General features: G+C 67.4%; 16 protein-coding genes. 10 read left to right on the forward strand and 6 right to left on the reverse strand.

Annotated elements, in window-relative coordinates; all coding sequences use genetic code 11:
- Positions 1-2 precede the first annotated feature (2 nt).
- The 7 genes from EJL01_RS09890 to EJL01_RS09920 all read left to right on the forward strand — a co-directional run bounded on the left by EJL01_RS09890 (position 3) and on the right by EJL01_RS09920 (position 7,474).
- Positions 3-767, forward strand: coding sequence for a uroporphyrinogen-III synthase (locus tag EJL01_RS09890; RefSeq protein ID WP_164509790.1), 765 nt, complete (start codon positions 3-5; stop codon positions 765-767).
- Positions 764-1,756, forward strand: a complete 993-nt coding sequence (hemB, locus tag EJL01_RS09895; RefSeq protein ID WP_125107495.1) for a porphobilinogen synthase — start codon at positions 764-766, stop codon at positions 1,754-1,756. The genes EJL01_RS09890 and hemB overlap by 4 nt, the downstream gene beginning before the upstream one ends.
- Positions 1,753-3,123 (forward strand): glutamate-1-semialdehyde 2,1-aminomutase, encoded by a 1,371-nt coding sequence (gene hemL / locus EJL01_RS09900; RefSeq protein WP_125107496.1) that lies wholly within the window; start codon positions 1,753-1,755, stop codon positions 3,121-3,123. Before hemB ends, hemL begins: the two co-directional genes overlap by 4 nt.
- Before the next feature lie 431 nt (positions 3,124-3,554).
- Positions 3,555-4,754, forward strand: a complete 1,200-nt coding sequence (gene serA, locus EJL01_RS09905; RefSeq protein WP_125107497.1) for a phosphoglycerate dehydrogenase — start codon at positions 3,555-3,557, stop codon at positions 4,752-4,754.
- 87 nt (positions 4,755-4,841) lie between these two features.
- Positions 4,842-5,363, forward strand: coding sequence for a thermonuclease family protein (locus EJL01_RS09910; protein WP_125107498.1), 522 nt, complete (start codon positions 4,842-4,844; stop codon positions 5,361-5,363).
- A gap of 88 nt (positions 5,364-5,451) precedes the next feature.
- Positions 5,452-6,771 (forward strand): ISL3 family transposase, encoded by a 1,320-nt coding sequence (locus EJL01_RS09915; protein WP_431834720.1) that lies wholly within the window; start codon positions 5,452-5,454, stop codon positions 6,769-6,771.
- A 133-nt stretch (positions 6,772-6,904) separates the two neighbouring features.
- Positions 6,905-7,474, forward strand: a complete 570-nt coding sequence (locus tag EJL01_RS09920) for a hypothetical protein (protein ID WP_125107499.1) — start codon at positions 6,905-6,907, stop codon at positions 7,472-7,474.
- 369 nt (positions 7,475-7,843) lie between these two features.
- Here the strand turns inward: EJL01_RS09920 and EJL01_RS09925 are convergent, their stop codons facing one another.
- Both EJL01_RS09925 and EJL01_RS13295 read right to left on the reverse strand, forming a co-directional pair.
- Positions 7,844-8,836, reverse strand: a complete 993-nt coding sequence (locus EJL01_RS09925) for a DDE-type integrase/transposase/recombinase (protein ID WP_125107500.1) — start codon at positions 8,834-8,836, stop codon at positions 7,844-7,846.
- 14 nt (positions 8,837-8,850) lie between these two features.
- Positions 8,851-9,066: a hypothetical protein gene (locus tag EJL01_RS13295; protein WP_241209195.1), complete on the reverse strand. Its 216-nt coding sequence runs from the start codon at positions 9,064-9,066 to the stop codon at positions 8,851-8,853.
- Between the two features lie 265 nt (positions 9,067-9,331).
- On the opposite strand from EJL01_RS13295, the gene EJL01_RS09935 reads away from it, so the two are divergent.
- Positions 9,332-10,750 carry an alanine/glycine:cation symporter family protein gene (locus tag EJL01_RS09935; protein ID WP_125107502.1) on the forward strand — a complete coding sequence of 473 codons (1,419 nt, stop codon included), beginning with the start codon at positions 9,332-9,334 and terminating at the stop codon, positions 10,748-10,750.
- A gap of 31 nt (positions 10,751-10,781) precedes the next feature.
- Here the strand turns inward: EJL01_RS09935 and EJL01_RS09940 are convergent, their stop codons facing one another.
- The 3 genes from EJL01_RS09940 to EJL01_RS09950 form a co-directional block, all read right to left on the reverse strand.
- Positions 10,782-11,114: a hypothetical protein gene (locus EJL01_RS09940; protein WP_125107503.1), complete on the reverse strand. Its 333-nt coding sequence runs from the start codon at positions 11,112-11,114 to the stop codon at positions 10,782-10,784.
- A gap of 110 nt (positions 11,115-11,224) precedes the next feature.
- A complete protein-coding gene (locus EJL01_RS09945; RefSeq protein ID WP_125107504.1) occupies positions 11,225-12,454 on the reverse strand; it encodes a glycosyltransferase family 4 protein in 1,230 nt (409 codons plus the stop codon).
- An 8-nt stretch (positions 12,455-12,462) separates the two neighbouring features.
- The gene (locus tag EJL01_RS09950; RefSeq protein WP_125107505.1) at positions 12,463-13,695 is read right to left on the reverse strand and encodes an NAD-dependent epimerase/dehydratase family protein; all 1,233 of its coding nucleotides are present in this window, start codon (positions 13,693-13,695) and stop codon (positions 12,463-12,465) included.
- A gap of 163 nt (positions 13,696-13,858) precedes the next feature.
- On the opposite strand from EJL01_RS09950, the gene EJL01_RS09955 reads away from it, so the two are divergent.
- A complete protein-coding gene (locus EJL01_RS09955) occupies positions 13,859-14,911 on the forward strand; it encodes a class I SAM-dependent methyltransferase (protein WP_125107506.1) in 1,053 nt (350 codons plus the stop codon).
- On the opposite strand, the gene EJL01_RS09960 is transcribed toward EJL01_RS09955, so the two are convergent.
- Positions 14,908-15,426, reverse strand: coding sequence for an 8-oxo-dGTP diphosphatase (locus EJL01_RS09960; protein WP_164509791.1), 519 nt, complete (start codon positions 15,424-15,426; stop codon positions 14,908-14,910). The genes EJL01_RS09955 and EJL01_RS09960 overlap by 4 nt on opposite strands.
- Before the next feature lie 111 nt (positions 15,427-15,537).
- Between EJL01_RS09960 and EJL01_RS09965 the strand changes: the two genes are divergently transcribed.
- Positions 15,538-16,965: a maltokinase N-terminal cap-like domain-containing protein gene (locus EJL01_RS09965; RefSeq protein WP_125107508.1), complete on the forward strand. Its 1,428-nt coding sequence runs from the start codon at positions 15,538-15,540 to the stop codon at positions 16,963-16,965.
- Positions 16,966-17,023 lie beyond the last annotated feature (58 nt).

Genomic DNA, 17,023 nt, shown 5'->3' on the forward strand with positions numbered 1-17,023 from the left:
GCTTGGCCGGCACCGGCATCCTGATTCCCGGCGCGGGTGACCTCGCGCACCGCTGCGCCGCGCTCGTGCGCGAGCGCGGCGGCGAGGCATTCGTGTCGAAGGCGCTCGAGTTTCGAGCGCCCGAGGGCGACGAGCTCGAGCGGCTGCAGGATGCGCTGGCCGGGCTGCGGGGCGCCGCCTACGACTGGCTCGTGGTCACCTCGCCGCGCGCGGTCGGCGTGGTGCGCGCCGCCGACGCCTTCCCACTCGCTGCGGGCACGCGCGTCGCGTCGGTCGGCCGCGCCACCGCGCTCGCCTTGCGCGACGCCGACGTCGGCTGCGACTTTGTGCCCACGGACGAGTCGGCCGCGGGCCTCGTCGCCGAATGGCCCGAGACCGGGCCCGGCCGCGTGCTGCTGCCGAACTCGAATCGCGCGCATCCGACCGTGTTTGAGGGCCTCACCGCCCGCGGCTACGCGGTCGACGTCGTGACCGCCTACGTCACGGCGACCCGGCCGCTCGCACCCAAGGCGGCCGACGCGCTCGCGGCGGGTCGTGTGCACGCCGTGCTCGTCACCAGCGGCTCGGTCGGCATCGCCATCGCCGACCAGCTGCGCGCCCACCCCGACACCCGCATCGTCTCGATCGGCCCACAAACCACCGCCGACCTGCGCGCCCACGGCCTCACCGTCGCCGCGGAATCGCAGCAACCCACGGCAGAATCACTCCTCGACGCCACCGCCCGCGCGCTCGGCGCCGATCCCACTACCTCACAGGAGTTCGCATGACGTTCCCCATCTCTCGACCCCGCCGCTTGCGCCAGAGCGCGGCCGTTCGCCGCCAGGTGCGCGAGACGCACATCCACCCGAACGAGCTCATCCTGCCCGTGTTCGTGCGCGAGGGCATCGACGAGCCGCAGGCGATCACCTCGCTGCCCGGCCTGTTCCAGCACACGCTCGACTCGGTGCGCGGCGTTGTGAACGAGGCCGCCGAGGCCGGCGTCGGCGGCATCATGCTCTTCGGAGTGCCCGCCGAGCGCGACGCGACCGGCTCGGGCGCGATCGACCCCGAGGGCATCCTCAACCGCGCGATCCGCGTCGTGGCCGAAGAGGCCGGCGACGCGATCACGGTGCAGGCCGACCTCTGCCTCGACGAGTTCACCGACCACGGCCACTGCGGCGTGCTCGACGAGCGCGGCCGCGTCGATAACGACGCCACCCTTGAGCTCTACAACCTGATGGCGGTCGCGCAGGCCGAGGCCGGCGCGCAGATCATCGGCATGTCAGGCATGATGGACGGCCAGATCGGCGAGGCGCGCGAGGCGCTCGACGTCGCTGGCCACGACGACGCGATTCTGCTCGCCTACTCGGCGAAGTACGCGTCGGCGCTGTTCGGGCCGTTCCGCGAGGCCGTCGACTCGCAGCTGCAGGGCGACCGCAAGACCTACCAGCAAGATCCGGCGAACCGCCGCGAGGGCCTGCGCGAGACGCTGCTCGACATCGAGGAGGGCGCCGACATCGTCATGGTGAAGCCCGCCACGATGTATCTTGATGTGCTTGCGGATGTTGCGGCTGAGTCGATCGTGCCCGTGTGGGCCTACCAGGTCTCGGGCGAGTACGCGATGATCGAGGCGGCCGCCGCGAACGGCTGGATTGATCGCGATCGCATGATCGACGAAGCCCTGCTGTCGATCAAGCGCGCCGGCGCCGACGGCATCCTCACCTACTACGCGACCGACTACGCGCGCCGAATCCGCACGGCCCAAGGAGCACGATGACCACGACTGAGCCGACCACGAACCAGGACTGGTTCGACCGCGCCCGGAGCCTCACGCCGGGCGGCGTCAACTCGCCCGTGCGCGCCTTCGGGTCGGTTGGCGGCGTGCCCCCGTTCACGGCGTCGGCGCAGGGCGCCTGGCTCACCGACGTCGAGGGCAACCGCCGCGTCGACCTCATCTGCGGCTGGGGCCCAATGCTGCTCGGCCACTCCCACCCGGATGTGGTGGCAGCCGTCACCGAGACGGCCTCGCGGATGATGTGCCCGGGCGGCCCCGCGACCGGCGAGGTCGAGCTGGCCGAGGAGATCATCCACCGCATCCCCGCCATCGACGAGGTGCGCCTCGTGTCGACCGGCACCGAGGCGACGATGACCGCGATTCGCCTCGCGCGCGGCGCGACCGGCCGCGACCTCGTGATCAAGTTCGCGGGTTGCTACCACGGGCACTCGGATGGGCTGCTCGCGGCCGCTGGCTCGGGCCTTGCGACGCTCGCGCTGCCCGGCTCGGCCGGCGTGCCCGAGGCGATCGCCTCGCAGACCATCGTCGTGCCGTACAACGACATCGAGGCCGTGCGCGCCGCGTTCGCCGAGCACGAGGGGCAGATCGCCGCGGTGATCACCGAGGCCTCGCCCGCGAACATGGGCGTCGTGCCGCCGCTGCCCGGCTTCAACCGCTCGCTCGCTGCCCTCTGCCACGAGCAGGGTGCGCTGCTCATCTGCGACGAGGTGCTCACGGGCTTCCGCACGGGCCCCGCCGGCTGGTGGGGCCGCGAGCAGCAGGACTCGGAGACGGGCGGCTGGACCCCCGACATCTTCACCTTCGGCAAGGTCATCGGCGGCGGCATGCCCGTCGCGGCGCTCGGCGCCTCGCACGAGCTCATGGCGCACCTCGCGCCGACCGGTCCGGTGTACCAGGCTGGCACGCTCTCGGGCAACCCGGTCGCCGTCGCCGCGGGCATTGCGACGCTGCGCCTCGCCGACCCCGCCGTGTACGAGAAGATCGACCTCGCCGCGGCCCGGGTCATCGACCTCGTGCACACCGAGCTGAACCGCGTCGGCCTGCCGCACGCGGTCGGCCGCGTGCGCAACCTGTTCTCGTTCAAGTTCGGCGACGGCGCGGCCCTCGGCTGGAGTGGCACCGACGAGTTCGGCAACCCCGCGCCGCTCAATGAGGACGAGGTGAAGCGCCAGGAGTCGTGGCGCTACCCGGCGTTCTTCCACGCGATGCTCGACGGCGGCGTGAGCCTGCCCCCGAGCATCTTCGAGGCTTGGTTCCTCTCGGCCGCGCACGACGACGAGGCGATGGACGCGATCGCGGCGGCGCTGCCGAAGGCTGCTGAGGCCGCAGCGGCGGCGACGGCAGTCTAGGTTTTCCGGCCAAGTACGAAGTCGCGCATGGGGATGCGCGAGGAGGGCATGGTGGGCGCTCGCGCCCGCCCTCGTGGCGGGGTCTTCAACAGCCGGATCAGCGACATTTGCGTCGAGTTGGCGAGCCGCAGCGAAGTGTTGACCGGACATGACGCCGGGGGTCCCCGACGTTCGCGACGAACTCGACTATGAGGAGTGGCTCAACGATGCCGACTCCATCGACGTGAGCATTGCTATCGAGGCGATCAAGCAGCACTACGTCATGGATACGAGTGAGGTGTGGTTCGCGTTGGAGACGACACGCTCGTCGAGTTCTCATTCGAGATGACTCTCAGCGCGAACAACGAGCATCGTGGCGACGCGACGCAGCACGTGACCCTCGTGGTCGACTAAGCCACCGCATCCGCCTCGGGATCGCTAGAATTGACCGAGTGAAAGCGCTGCTCCTCGAAAACATCCACGTCGACGCCGTCAAGCTGCTCGAATCCGAAGGGATCGAGGTGGAAACCCGCAAGGGCGCACTCGACGAGTCGGAGCTGATCGAGGCGGTGCAGGACGTCGAGCTGCTCGGCATCCGCTCGAAGACCCACGTGACGCGACGCGTGCTCGAGAGTGCGCCGAAGCTGCTTTCGGTGGGTGCCTTCTCGATCGGCGTCAACCAGATCGACCTGGAGGCCGCCGCCGATGCCTCGGTCGCCGCCTTCAACGCGCCGTACTCGAACACCCGCTCGGTCGTTGAGCTCGCGATCGGCGAGATCATCAACCTCGCTCGTCACCTCGGTGACCACACCCGCAACATGCACAACGGGCTGTGGGACAAGACGGCGAAGGGCTCGCACGAGGTGCGCGGGCGCACGCTCGGCATCATCGGCTACGGCAACATCGGCTCGCAGCTCTCGGTGCTCGCGGAGTCGCTCGGCATGCGCGTCTACTTCTATGACGCCGTCGACCGCCTCGCGCTCGGCAATGCGGTGCGCTGCAACTCGCTCGAGGAGCTGCTCAACACTGTCGAGACGGTTTCGGTGCACGTCGACGGTCGCGTCGAGAACACGAACATGTTCAACGCCGAGACTTTCGCGATGATGCGCCCCCGCACCATCTTCCTCAACCTCTCGCGCGGCCACGTGGTCGACCTCGAGGCGCTGCGCGACAACCTGCTCTCGGGCCACATCGCCGGCGCCGGTCTCGACGTCTACCCCGTCGAGCCGAAGAAGGCGGGCGATCCCTTCGAGTCGGTGCTCCAGAACATCCCGAACGTGCTGCTCACCCCGCACATCGGTGGCTCGACCGCCGAGGCGCAGCAAGACATCGGCCGCTTCGTCGCCGGCAAGTTCCGCGACTACGTGCGCGGTGGCTCGACCTACATGTCGGTGAACCTGCCCGAGATCTCGCTCGAGCCGCTCACGCATGGCTCGCGCCTGTTGCACCTGCACCAGAACGTGCCGGGCGTCATGTCGTCGGTCAACTCGGTGCTCGGCAACCACGGCGTCAACATCGACCGTCAGCAGCTCGCCACCCGTGGCCAGCAGGGCTACGTGGTCACCGACGCCTCGGGCGATGTGCCGCAGTCGGCTCTCGACGAGATCCGCGACCTCGAAGCGACGACCCGCCTCACCGTGCTCACGGCGTAGCTGCTAACTCAAGTAGTCCCTGGTTGGTCGGCGCGCCAACCAGGGTCGCTCATCGCGCCGATCTGGTTCCAAGAAAGGGCGCGGGCAATGGGCGCGGCGCATTCAGCAGGTACTGCGACGGTCGGCAAGGTTGTTACTTGGTCAATTGCGGCAGTTGTCGGAACGGTCGTCGTCCGGGCCGCGGTGCAAGGTATCACTGGCGGTGGAAGTGGCGGTGACCTGGACTCCGCGCGGGTCGTTCGCGTAGTCGATGGCGACACTATCGACGTCACGCGCGACGGCGAAGAGGTGCGTGTACGTCTGTTGAACATCGATACTCCTGAGACCAAGGACCCAGACTTGCCGGTTCAATGCCTTGGACCTGAGGCGACTGACTTCCTCGAACACCTGCTTCCCCGTGGCACCAGAATCGAACTCGCTTATGACGAGGTCGTCCTTGACCCCTACGACCGAACGCTTGCAGCCGTTTTTCTCGACGGTGAACTGGTAAACGCGCAGATCGCAGCAGAGGGCCTCGGCCTACCTGTCCTGTTTGAGCCGAATGATCGGTTCTACAACGAAGTACTTGTTGCCTCGGAATCTGGCTCTTCGGACATTCGGTGGGGGTAGGGCTCGCCGGGTGAGGTTCGACGGGTAGGGGTCGAGGTCCCCGAGGATCAGAAGCGCTAACCACCTGATCCATTACGAGGACCTCGACGTGCTTCACCCTACTTCGGGGTGCGCTGACGCGCGCTCTGCCACTGACCCGTGTTCCCGCTGCGACCTCCTGCTCGGCCTCGACGGCGTCCATGTCGAGCACGTGGACCGCCGCAACGGACTACTGATCGTGACGGTCTCGAGTCCTGCGGCGCCTGCCGGTTGCCCGTCGTGCGGGACCGTGGCGACCGGCCGTGGACGTCGCCGCCGGCTGCTTCATGACGTGCCCGGCATGACACGGGTGCGAATCGTGTGGCGGCAGCGAGTCTGGCGGTGCGACGAGTCGGGCTGTGCACGACAGACGTTCGTGGAACAGCTGCCGTCTCTTGTCGCCCCGCGTGGGGCACTCACCCGACGCGCGGTCGTCTGGGCAGTCGGTCAGCTGCGTCGCGAACACGCCACGATCGAAGGATTGCGTCGCCAGCTGGGCACGTCGTGGAAGACGGTGTGGCGGGCCGTCGAGCCGGAGCTTGTGAAGCTCGCGGCCGATGAGTCCCGGTTCGAGAACGTGACAACGCTGGGCGTTGACGAGCACATCTGGCATCACGTCGACCCGCGCAAGCGCGGTCCGAAAGAGCTGACCGGGATGGTCGACCTCACCCGCGACAGCACCGGGAAGACGCGGGCCCGGCTGTTGGACCTCGTGCCGGGCAGGTCGGGGAAGGCCTACGCGACCTGGCTCAGCGCACGTGGCGACGCATTCCGCGAGCAGGTGAAGGTCGCGGCGCTGGATCCGTTCGCCGGTTACAAGACCGCGATCGACGACAAACTGCAAGATGCCACCGCCGTGCTGGACGCGTTCCATGTCGTCAAGCTCGGCACCGTCGCGGTCGACGAGGTTCGCCGTCGGGTCCAGCAAGACACTCTCGGCCATCGCGGTCGGAAAGGTGATCCGCTCTACGGGATCCAGACCATCCTCCGCGCCGGGGCTGAGAACCTCACCGACAAGCAGTGGGCGCGCCTGACCGCAGCCATCGAGGCGAACCCGGCCCACGACGAGGTGTTCGTCGCATGGCAGTGCGCGCAGCAACTTCGCTCGGCCTATCACCAGAAGGACCTCGCTGAGGGGCGACAGATCGCCGAGAAGGTCGTCGAGTCGTTCCACACCTGTCCGATCCCCGAGATCGCACGCCTCGGCCGCACCCTGCGACGCTGGCGCTCAGCGTTCCTCGCCTACTTCACCACCAGCCGAGCAAACAACGGCGGCACCGAAGCAATCAACGGGATCATCGAGCTGCATCGTCGCCTCGCTCGCGGCTTCCGCAACCGCGAGAACTACCGCCTACGAATGCTCCTCGCCGCCGGCGGACTCACCCCATGACCCCACCGAATGTCCGAAGAGCCCGGAATCTGCAGAAAGGGCCCAAATCGGTCTCTTCTCGAGCAACATTGACTGCACTATCGCAAGCCAGGTCGATGCTGCAATTGCTGCTGCAGACATCGACCTGTCGGCCGTGGAAGGCGGTGAAGTTGACACCATAGTCGCGGCCGCCACGGCCCTGAATGAGCACGAACATCTTGCGAGCAAGCTGTCACCAGAGCACGTTGGTGACCTCTTGAACACGACGTTCGCAGCAGCATCCGCAAGCGACTACCTGTCAACAAAACGCAACGATCTTGAGGATTCATCGGAGAGCCTAACGGGTGCGCTCTTCGACGCGGTGCGATCGCGAGATGACGCAAACGATGATCTGCTGGTCGAGCGATGGTCGGTCGTTGAAGAGGTTCCTCCCGTCGAAACCGAAGACGTGACGGACACCGACTCGGCGGATGTTGAAACTGTCACTCCGGAGGAAAACTATGGTTCCGGCACCGAAGTTGAGCCCGCGCCCGAGCAGGAGTGGGTGGAACCACCGGTAGAAGAACCGGCCCCCGAGCCCGTCTCGCCGCCCAGCGACTCCTCGGATTCCGGTGGCTCGACCTGCGTGCCCTATGGCCCCGAGATCCCGTACTCCAACGATGGCGGCTACACGGGCAAGCGCTACGGCATGCCTGGAGGCGAAACGTTCCGAATGTGTGACTAGATCGTCGCCTCGTTTAGCGGCGAGGTCCGGGACAACGGCGTAGCGTCGGCGCCAAGTTAGTCCGGAGGTGCGCGATGTCGGGCTCACGGGAGCCGGAGTACGACCCGAATCTGAAGTGGTACGAGCGTGGTGGGTACACCACCATGGCCGCCATGGGACTGGTGCTCGGACCATGGAAACTGACGGCCGTTCTCGGCGGGGTGCTCTGTATCGGCACGGCCGCACTCGCCTTGTTCGTTTCCTAACAGGGCGCCGTAAATCACCGTTCGCTGCGTATATGCTGTGAGCCCAATGACCGTTCTCAGTGAACGGCAACGGCCACTTTTGCTGAAGAATGACGCCGCGCGCTCGTTGTCAAGCTGTGTTGAGTCACCGGGATGGTTGTTGGTCGGTTTGTGGTTTCCGGTGGTTGATCCCGACCAGCGTGGCGGGTGACGGGGTGCGGGGCCGGCGAGCGAAGCGCGCTGGATGCCGGTCGTAATACGCCTGGAGCGCCCGGTCCCGGATCTCCCATTTGCGTTCCCAGGAACCGTCACCGACCTCGGCCGGGGAAAACAACGCGATCCCCGTGTGCTTGTGGCTCGTGTTGTACCAACCCACGTAGCCAGCAACATAGGCACGCGCGTCCTCCAACGTGGCAAAGATCCGGGGATACCCGGGCCGATACTTCATCGTCTTGAACGCGGCCTCGCTGAACGGGTTATCGTTCGACACATACGGCCGGTTAAACGTGAGCGCGGCACCATGCCCGCGCAGCAGGTCCCGCAACACGGTCGAAGTCATCGTGGCCCCGTTATCCGCATGCACGACCCGCGGGGCGCCGTGCTCACGGATCGCGTCCTCGAACAACTCGACCGCGAGGTGGTCCGCCTCGCGACGCTCGACTCGATACCCCATGATCTCGCGGGAGAACACATCAATGATCTTGTACGCCTTGTAGCTCGTTCCCCGCCACGGCGAGTACAGATCCGTGATGTCCCACGACCACACCTGCCCAGGCCCGGTCGCGGTGAGCACGGGCGCGGCACGCGGCCCCCGATGGCTGGTCTTCTTCGGCGGGCTCGGCCGCAACACCTGGTCCTCGATACTCGCCCCGACCCGCCACCAACTCCTGCGCGACGCGAGCATCACGCCAGCGTCCCACGCCGTCGCGAACGCCCAGTCCACCGACTCACCCGCGGCCCACGCCAACTTGATCCGCTCCTCGATCCGTGCACGATCGGTCTCGCTAATCCTCGACGGATACGCCCGATCCGCCTGCCGGATCGGGGCCGTGACCCGCGCCCGCGGCCGCTGCCGGTACTGCCACGTCCCCCGCGACACCCCCGCCAGCAGCAGCGCTTGCCGCTGCGATCCCACCACGGTCGTGAGCGTGGTTACGAGCTCGTTCTCGGCCCGAATGAATCCCTCGGCTCGTTCGTCTCGACAGTGTCGGGCTCTTGCGCGTTCAACTGATGCAAGAGCCCGATAGCTTTTCCCAACGCCTCGTTCGTCGCCTCCAGCTCCCGCACCCGCTCCCTCAGGCGCTCGGTTTCCGCGGCATGCCGTTGCCGCTCGTTCACGAACTGTCGACGTTCGTTCTCGGTAGTCATAGCACTACCCTCTCGCGGAACCAGGCCCCGGTCGAGGTCCCCGTCTTCCACCGCGCTGCGCCATCGTCGGAACCGGTTCCAACTCACGCCCTGCTCCACCAGCCACGACCGCCGCGTGCCCCACGGCTGCCGCGCGTACTCGTATACAAACTCCCGGACCTCGTCATCGGTCCATCCCGGCGTGAGTGACATACTCCCTGCCCCTACTCTCGTGCTCCACGAATGACTCACAACCAGCCTGGCAAAGAGGGGCGAAGGAGCACGTGTGGACCAGTTGCAGAGCATCCTCGACAACATTTCGACCATCGTTTGGGGGCCATGGTTCCTCATCCCCCTGCTGCTCGGCACGGGCCTGTTCCTCACCATTCGGCTGCGCTTCTTGCAGTTTCGCAAGCTCGGCGTCGCGCTTAATCTCGGCATCATTCGTCGCAATGACGACACCGAGGGCGGCGACATCTCGCAGTATCAGGCGCTGACGACGGCGCTCGCGGCAACGGTCGGCGTCGGCAACATTGTCGGCGTCGCGACGGCGATCGCCATCGGCGGCCCGGGCGCGCTGTTCTGGATGTGGATCACCGGCCTGCTCGGCATGGCGTCGAAGTACGCCGAGGCGTTCCTCGGCGTGCGGTTCCGCACCACCGATGAGCGCGGCGAGAAGTCGGGCGGCCCGATGTACTACCTGCAGCGCGGCATCAAGGGCCCGTTCGGCAAGTTCCTCGCCTACTGGTTTGCGATCTTTGCGTTCATTGCGAGCTTCGGTATCGGTAACCTCACGCAGGGCAACGCGGTCGCGGGGCAGGTCGAGGGCGCGTTCGGCGTGCCCCACTGGGTCACCGGTGTTGTGCTCACGGTCGTGGTCGGCCTCGTGCTGCTCGGCGGCATCAAGCGCATCGGCACGTTCACCTCGGCCTTCGTGCCGCTCATGATTTTGATCTACATCATCACCGGCTTCGTGATCCTCGTGCTCAACGCCCCGGCCCTGCCGCAGGCGTTCGCGCAGATCTTCACGATGGCCTTCAGCGGCACCTCGGCGGTGGGCGTATTTGCCGGCTCGGCGCTGATTCTCGTGCTGCAGATGGGCGTTGCCCGCGGCATCTTCTCGAACGAGTCGGGCATGGGTTCGGCCGCGATCGCCGCAGCCGCGGCCAAGACGACCCACCCGGTGCGTCAGGGCCTCGTCTCGATGACGCAGACCTTCATCGACACGATCATCGTCGTCACCTTCACCGGCCTCATCATCGTCTCGAGCGGCGTCTGGCAGCAGGGCAACGCGAATGGCGAGGCCGGCCTCATGACCTCCGAGGCGTTCGCACAGCATTTCGGCGCGTTTGGTTCGGCCATCGTGGCCGTCGCGATCGCCTTCTTCGCCTTCTCAACCATCCTCGGTTGGGCGTACTACGGCGAGCGCTCGGTCGAGATGCTCGTTGGCGTGAAGGGCGTGTATCCCTACCGCATCCTCTTCACCCTCGTGGTGTTCGTCGGCTGCACGATCCCACTGTCGATCGTCTGGTCGTTCTCCGACGTCGCGAATGGCCTCATGGCCCTGCCAAATCTCATTGGCCTGCTCATCCTCTCGGGCCTCATTGCCCGCGAGACGAAGCACTATCTCGATCACGACCCGAAGCTCACGGCAACGTCAGCTCAGATCGACAAGTTCATGGTGGGCCACGAGCGGCACGACTAACGCGTCGCGCCGCTCGCGGCGCCCGGCGTGACTAGTTGATGGTCTCGTCGACGCAGGAGGTTGAGACGTCGGTCACGACGGCCTCGAACTCGGCGCGCTCTTCGTCGGTGCCGTACTCGTTGTTGGCTGCCTTGGCGAGCAGGTCGTCCGAGAGGTCGGAGTCGACGAGGCCCTGCGAGATGCAGTCGAGGAACGCGTCCTGCGTCTCGGCGTCGAGGCCGGTCGTCGTGCTGCCGAGCTCTTCTTCAATGGTGGACTTGAGCTCGTCGGCGGTCGGGCGCTCAGCGGCACCCGAGCAGGCGGTAAGGGCGAGGGCGGCGCCGATCATGGGGATGACGGCGAGGCGGCGAAGTTTGATGTTCATGCGTCACAGCTTAAAAGAACCTGAGCGCGCCTCGTGACCGTTCGGGCGCGGCGCCGATGCAAAATCAACCGCTGGCGCGCGAGATGTCGGCCCTGGGATGTACGGATGCGCTAGTCGCGGTGCGTCAGCCCGGCCGGCAGGTCGGTGGGCCGGGGGAGGGGCTTGCCGAACAAGCGCATGGGTCGCGAGTACGTCGACAGCGTGTTGGCGCGCCGCCAGTGGCGGTCGATCGCGAGCTCGTAGAAGTCGACGAGCGACTCGGTCGCCGAACGCCACGAGCTGCGCAGCGCCTCCTCGCGCGCCTGCCGTCCCATCTGCTTGCGCAGCTCGTCGTCAAACAGCAGGCGCCGCAGCTGGGTCTCGAAGTCCACGGCCGAGTCGGGATTAAACAGTAGGCCGCCGACCCCCTCGGGCACGGCGAACGGGATGCCGCCGGCTCGTGCCCCGACGACGGGTACGCCCGACGCCATCGACTCGAGGGCAACGAAGCCGAGCGTTTCGGTGGTTGAGGGGAACGCAAAGACGTCAGCCGATGCGAACGCCGACGCGAGCGCGGCGCCGGACATGTAGCCGGTGAACACCGTGTTCGTGCCGGCGAAGTCGCGCTCAAGCTCGTCGCGATCGGGGCCCGATCCGACCATGGCGAGCCGCACGCCCTCAGCGCCGAGTCGGCGAATCGGCTCGAGCAGGGCGCGCAGGTTCTTCTCTTTCGACATGCGACCGACGTAGACCATGAGCTTGTCGTCTGGATGCCCGTCGGTGAGGATGCTGCGGGTCTCGAGCGACGCGTTGTCGGGCCGGTAGGAGTCGGTGTCGATCGCCTTTGGCCACAGATCGACCCGCTCGAAGTCGAGCGCTTGTGCCCGCTCCACCATCTGCGGCGAGGTGCAGAGGTTCACCTCGGCGAGGTTGTGGATCTTGCGGATGTACGAGGTGCCGGCCTTGCGGATCGCACCGAGCCCGAGCGCATCCGCGTACTTCGGGGTGTCGGTGTGGAAGCTCGCGAGCATCGGCAGATCGCGCCGCGCCGCGCTCAGCGCGCCATACGCGGCGAGCGCGACGGGGTTGACCAGGTGCACGACGTGTGGCGCGAACTCCTCCATCTGGCGCGCAATGTTCGGCGTCGGGATGCCGACCTTGACCTCGGGGTACCAAGGGCGCATCGGCACCGAGTTCACGTGCACGACTCGGTGCTGCGCATAGTTCGAGGGCGCGTTGCCGGGCGCGAACACGAGCACCTCGTGCCCGAGATCGCGCAGCTGCTCGATGGTGCGTAGCACCCGAGTGACCACGCCGTCGATCTTCGGCAGGAAGACCTCCGTAAACAGCGCGATCCGCATACCGACGCCTACTTGGTGTCGGCGGCGACCGACGCGGGCACGCCCGCGTGCTGGTTCTGCGTCCAGAGCGAGGTGGCCGGCACCTTCGACAGGTCGGCGCGGTCGGCGTAGTTGCGCGCGATGTCGGTGACCTCGAGCAGCAGGCCTTCGGCGAGCTTGGTCGGGTTGAGGCCAAGGTCGAGGAACGTGTCGTTGCGCACGTGCAGCTCGTTCTCGGCCGCCTCGTTGCGCGGGTTCGGCACGTTCTCGACCCGAGCATCCGCAATCTTCGCGATGAGCTCGGCGAGGTCGCGCACACGGTGCGTCTCGGTCATTTGGTTGAAGATCATGACGCGGTCGCCGCGCTTCGGCGGGTTCGTGAGCGCGATCTCGATGCAGCGCACCGTGTCCTGAATATGGATGAACGCGCGGGTCTGGCCGCCTGTGCCGTGCACTGTGAGCGGGTAGCCGACGGCCGCCTGCATGAGGAAGCGGTTGAGCACCGTGCCGTAGTCGCCGTCGTAGTCGAAGCGGTTGATGAGGCGCTCGTCGAGGGCGGTCTCGGCGGTGTTCGTGCCCCACACGATGCCCTGGTGCAGGTCGGTGATGCGCAGCTGGTCGTTCTTCGCGAAGTACGCGAACATATTCTGGTCGAGCACCTTGGTGAGGTGGTACACCGAGCCCGGGTTGGTCGGGTAGAGAATCTCCTGGCTGACGCGGTGTTCTTCGACCTTGTTGCCGTTCTCGTCCTCATCGCTGACGACCTCGACGCTGAGGTAGCCCTCGGGAATCTTCATGCCGGCGGTGCCGTAGCCGTAGACGCCCATGGTGCCGAGGTGCACGAGGTGCACGTCGCGACCGGACTCGACGATCGCGGTGAGCACGTTGTTCGTTGCGTTGACGTTGTTGTCGACGGTGTAGCGCTTGTGCCACGGCGACTTCATCGAGTACGGCGCGGCGCGCTGCTCGGCGAAGTGCACGATCGCCTCGAGCTCCTCGTCGACGATGAGCTGCAGCAGGGCGTCGTAGTCCTGCGCGACGTCGATGTTCTTGAACGTGACGTCCTTGCCCGAAACGTCCTTCCACACCGCGAGACGCTCCTCGATGGGGGCGATGGGGGTCAGCGAGTTCGCGCCGAGCTCTTCGTCGATACGGCGGCGCGAGAGGTTGTCGACAATGACAACGTCGTGGCCTGCGTTCGACAGGTGCAGGGCAGTGGGCCAGCCGCAGAAGCCGTCGCCACCGAGAATTGCGATCTTCACGTGTTCTCCTGGTTTGTCGCGGATCCGAGTCCCAGCGTCGCGCAGTAAAGCGACGGGATACGGAAACTCCGTCCATGCTACGGGGCCCAGTTAACGGACTATGAAGTCGCGCGGCCCCCATCGCCTCGGCACGTCGGGGCTCGCAGCGTGACAGGATGCTGCAATGAGTGCACCGGAAGTTGACGTCGTCCTGCACGAGCTCGGGGTCACCCAGCTCGAAGACCTCCCGCGCACCGTCGCGATCGTCGAGGATGCGCAGCTCGACTTCGCCCGCGCCCTCGCCGAGCTGCCGGGCGAGGCGCGCCCGAGCATCCGGGTCTTCAGCGACGCCGGCGTGAGCCCCGAGGCGCGCGACGTGTTCGAGCACGCGGCCATCACCGAGTGTGCCGAGCTCGACGGTGAGCTGTTCGACGGCGCGGAACTCGTGCTCGGCCTGCTGCCGAAGTCGCTCGCTGAGCTCGACGAGATCGCCGAAACCGTCGCGGCGAAGGCGGCGCCGGGCGTCGCGCTCATGCTCGCCGGGCGCGAGAAGCACCTCACCCGCTCGATGAACGAGCAGTTCGAGCGCCACTTCGCCCAGGTGCGGGCCACGCGCGGCCTGCGCAAGGCGCGCGCGATCGTCGGCACCGAGCCAAAGCCCGCCGCCGAACTGAGCTACCCGCGCGAGGCGCGCATCGACGACCTCGACCTCACCGTCGCAGCCCATGGCGCCGCGTTCGCGGGCACCGGCTACGACATCGGCACCCGCGCCCTCATCGAGGCGCTCGACGTCGATGACCTCGACGCGAGACGGGCCGTCGACCTCGGCTGTGGCACGGGTCTCCTCGCCGCCTGGCTCGCGAAGCGGCTGCCCGACGCTGAGGTGATCGCGACCGACCGCAGCTGGGCGGCCTGCGCATCCGCCGCCGCAACCGCCGCCGCGAACGGGCTCGACGGGCGCATCACGGTGGTACGCGGCGACGCGGGCGCCGGAATCGACGATGCGAGCTGCGACCTCGTACTGCTCAACCCGCCGTTCCACGAGGGGCGCGACGTCGAGAAGGGCATGGCAAACGAGCTCTTCCGCGCGGCGCGGCGCATGCTGCGGCCGGGCGGCACCCTCGTCACAGTGTTCAACTCGCACCTGCGCCACCGCGAGCACCTCGAGCGCATCGTCGGACCCACGCGGCAGCTCGCGCGCACGAGCAAGTTCACCGTGACGGCAACGACCCGCTAGTCGACGGTGCCGGGCGGCGGCAGGCGCGGCAGCCCTGTGTCGGGGTCGTCCGAGGCGACCGCCGTGTTGAGGTCGTTGCCGAAGATGTAGCTCGCGCGGATGAACTGGCCGCGCAGCGCTCGCGGCAGCCAGTACTGGGCATCCGACCACATGTTGTCGAGCGGCAGGTCGCTGAGCGGGAACCACACGGGCGCGATCTCGGAGGACTCGGCTGGTTCGCCGATCCAATCGCGGCAGAGGTACACCCACGACTCCTGCGAGAGCGCCGGCTTACTGCCGAAGATGTAGGTGAGCAGCGCAACGTGCCGCAGCTGGTTCGGGTCGACGAAGAGGTTCGCCTCCTCTTCGATCTCGCGCACGGCCGCCACCCGGGGGTGCTCGCCGAACTTGAGTTTGCCGCCGAGGCCGACGATCTTCGAGAAGCCGAGCCCGCGCTTCTTGTGTCCGAGCAGCACCTCGGTTCCCTGCGCGCCATCGCGCAGTAAATAGGTGACGCAGACCTGTGGCAGTGCCATAGCGATGAGCATATTCCAGGATGCGCCGCGGCAACACTCCCCGGTTCGACGGTCGCGCTCGGACTCGCCAACTACGCTGGGCAGTGCACGTCACACGAGTGAGGACCATCTATGTCTGAAGTTCTGGATCTGCTCAGCGATTGGTTGCCGAACCAGCGGTGGTTCGCGGGCGACGCCCGACCCGAGCGGCTCGAGCTGCTTGGCAGCTACCAACTGAGCGCGTCGGAGCACGACTCCGGCGTGCGACTCATCACCGTCGCCCTCGTGCGCGACGCCGCGCTCGAGCACGCGCAGACCTACCAGGTGCCGCTTGTCGTGCGCGACATCGACGCCGCGGTCGAGCCGCTCGGCTACATCGGCGCGGCGACCGAGCACGGAGACCGCGCGGCGCTCGTTGACGGCCCGCACGACCCCGCGTTCACGCGCGCCCTGATGTCGCTCGTCGCCGACGAGGGCAGCTCGATCGGCGCCGGTGACAGCGCGGTCGAGGCGTACGGCCAGCCGATGCCGGGTGCGCGGGCGCACCGCTTTGCGTCGTCGCGCGTGCTCGGCGGCGAGCAGTCGAACACCTCGATTATTTGCGAGCTGCGCGACGACGGCGGCGAGCCCGCCGTGCCACTCATCATCAAGGTTTTCCGCACCCTGCACGGCGGCGACAATCCCGACGTGACGCTGCAGACCGCGCTCGCGGCGGCCGGCTCGCTGCGCGTGCCGCCAACGTTCGGGCAGGTCTCGGGCTCGTGGTCAGACCCGCAGCTCGGTCGGCTCTCGGGGCACTTCGCGTTTGCGCAGGAGTTCTTCGCGGGCGTCGAGGACGCGTGGCGCGTCGCGCTGCGGGCCGCCGAGTCGGGCGAGGACTTCTCGCAGCTCGCGCAGTCGCTCGGCGCGGCGACGGCCGAGGTACACACGACGCTCGGTCGCGTCATGCCGGTCGTCGAGCCGGAGCAGGACGACGTCGATGCCGCGGTCGAGCAGATGCGCGCGCGCTTCGGCCTCGCGGTCGAGGCGCTGCCCGAGCTCGAGTCGCTCGTGCAGTCGGTCGACGACGTCTATGAGCGGGCGCGCCGCGCGAATTGGCCGCTGCTGCAGCGCATCCACGGCGATTTCCATCTCGGCCAGGTGCTCGCGGTGCCCGACCGCGGCTGGGTGCTGCTCGACTTCGAGGGCGAGCCGCTGCGCCCGCTCGCCGAGCGCAACTCACCCGACGTGCCGCAGCGCGACCTCGCCGGCATGCTCCGCTCGTTCGACTACGTCTCGGGCGCGCTGTCGGTGCGCGCGGGGCGCGAGGTCGCGCGGGCCTGGGCCGACTCAGCTCGCGCCTCCTTCTTGCAGGGATACACCGACGGCCTCGTCGCGCTCGACGCGGTCGAGGCGGGTGAGGATGCGCCGGGCGAGGCCGACCTCGAGGCCGTGCTCATCGCGTACGAACTCGACAAGGCCGTCTACGAAGTAATCTACGAGGCCCGGCACCGACCCGACTGGCTCACGATTCCCGCGCTGGCCGTGCGCCGGCTCACCGAGCGCTCTGCGCGCCACTAGCCTCGCGCATCCGCCTGGCCTCGAGCCGGAAACGAACGGTGGGCGCCGCAGCAAGTGC

Source organism: Gulosibacter massiliensis (assembly GCF_900626105.1).
Classification (GTDB): Bacteria; Actinomycetota; Actinomycetes; order Actinomycetales; family Microbacteriaceae; genus Gulosibacter; species Gulosibacter sediminis.

Bases quoted from the DNA above. Each gene is read 5' to 3' on its own strand.
- hemB (WP_125107495.1), top strand. From the start codon at position 764: ATGACGTTCCCCATCTCTCGACCCCGCCGCTTGCGCCAGAGCGCGGCC.
- hemL (WP_125107496.1), top strand. From the start codon at position 1,753: ATGACCACGACTGAGCCGACCACGAACCAGGACTGGTTCGACCGCGCC.
- EJL01_RS09910 (WP_125107498.1), top strand. From the start codon at position 4,842: ATGGGCGCGGCGCATTCAGCAGGTACTGCGACGGTCGGCAAGGTTGTT.
- EJL01_RS13295 (WP_241209195.1), bottom strand. From the start codon at position 9,066: ATGACTACCGAGAACGAACGTCGACAGTTCGTGAACGAGCGGCAACGG.
- EJL01_RS09940 (WP_125107503.1), bottom strand. From the start codon at position 11,114: ATGAACATCAAACTTCGCCGCCTCGCCGTCATCCCCATGATCGGCGCC.
- EJL01_RS09945 (WP_125107504.1), bottom strand. From the start codon at position 12,454: ATGCGGATCGCGCTGTTTACGGAGGTCTTCCTGCCGAAGATCGACGGC.
- EJL01_RS09955 (WP_125107506.1), top strand. From the start codon at position 13,859: ATGAGTGCACCGGAAGTTGACGTCGTCCTGCACGAGCTCGGGGTCACC.
- EJL01_RS09960 (WP_164509791.1), bottom strand. From the start codon at position 15,426: ATGGCACTGCCACAGGTCTGCGTCACCTATTTACTGCGCGATGGCGCG.
- EJL01_RS09965 (WP_125107508.1), top strand. From the start codon at position 15,538: ATGTCTGAAGTTCTGGATCTGCTCAGCGATTGGTTGCCGAACCAGCGG.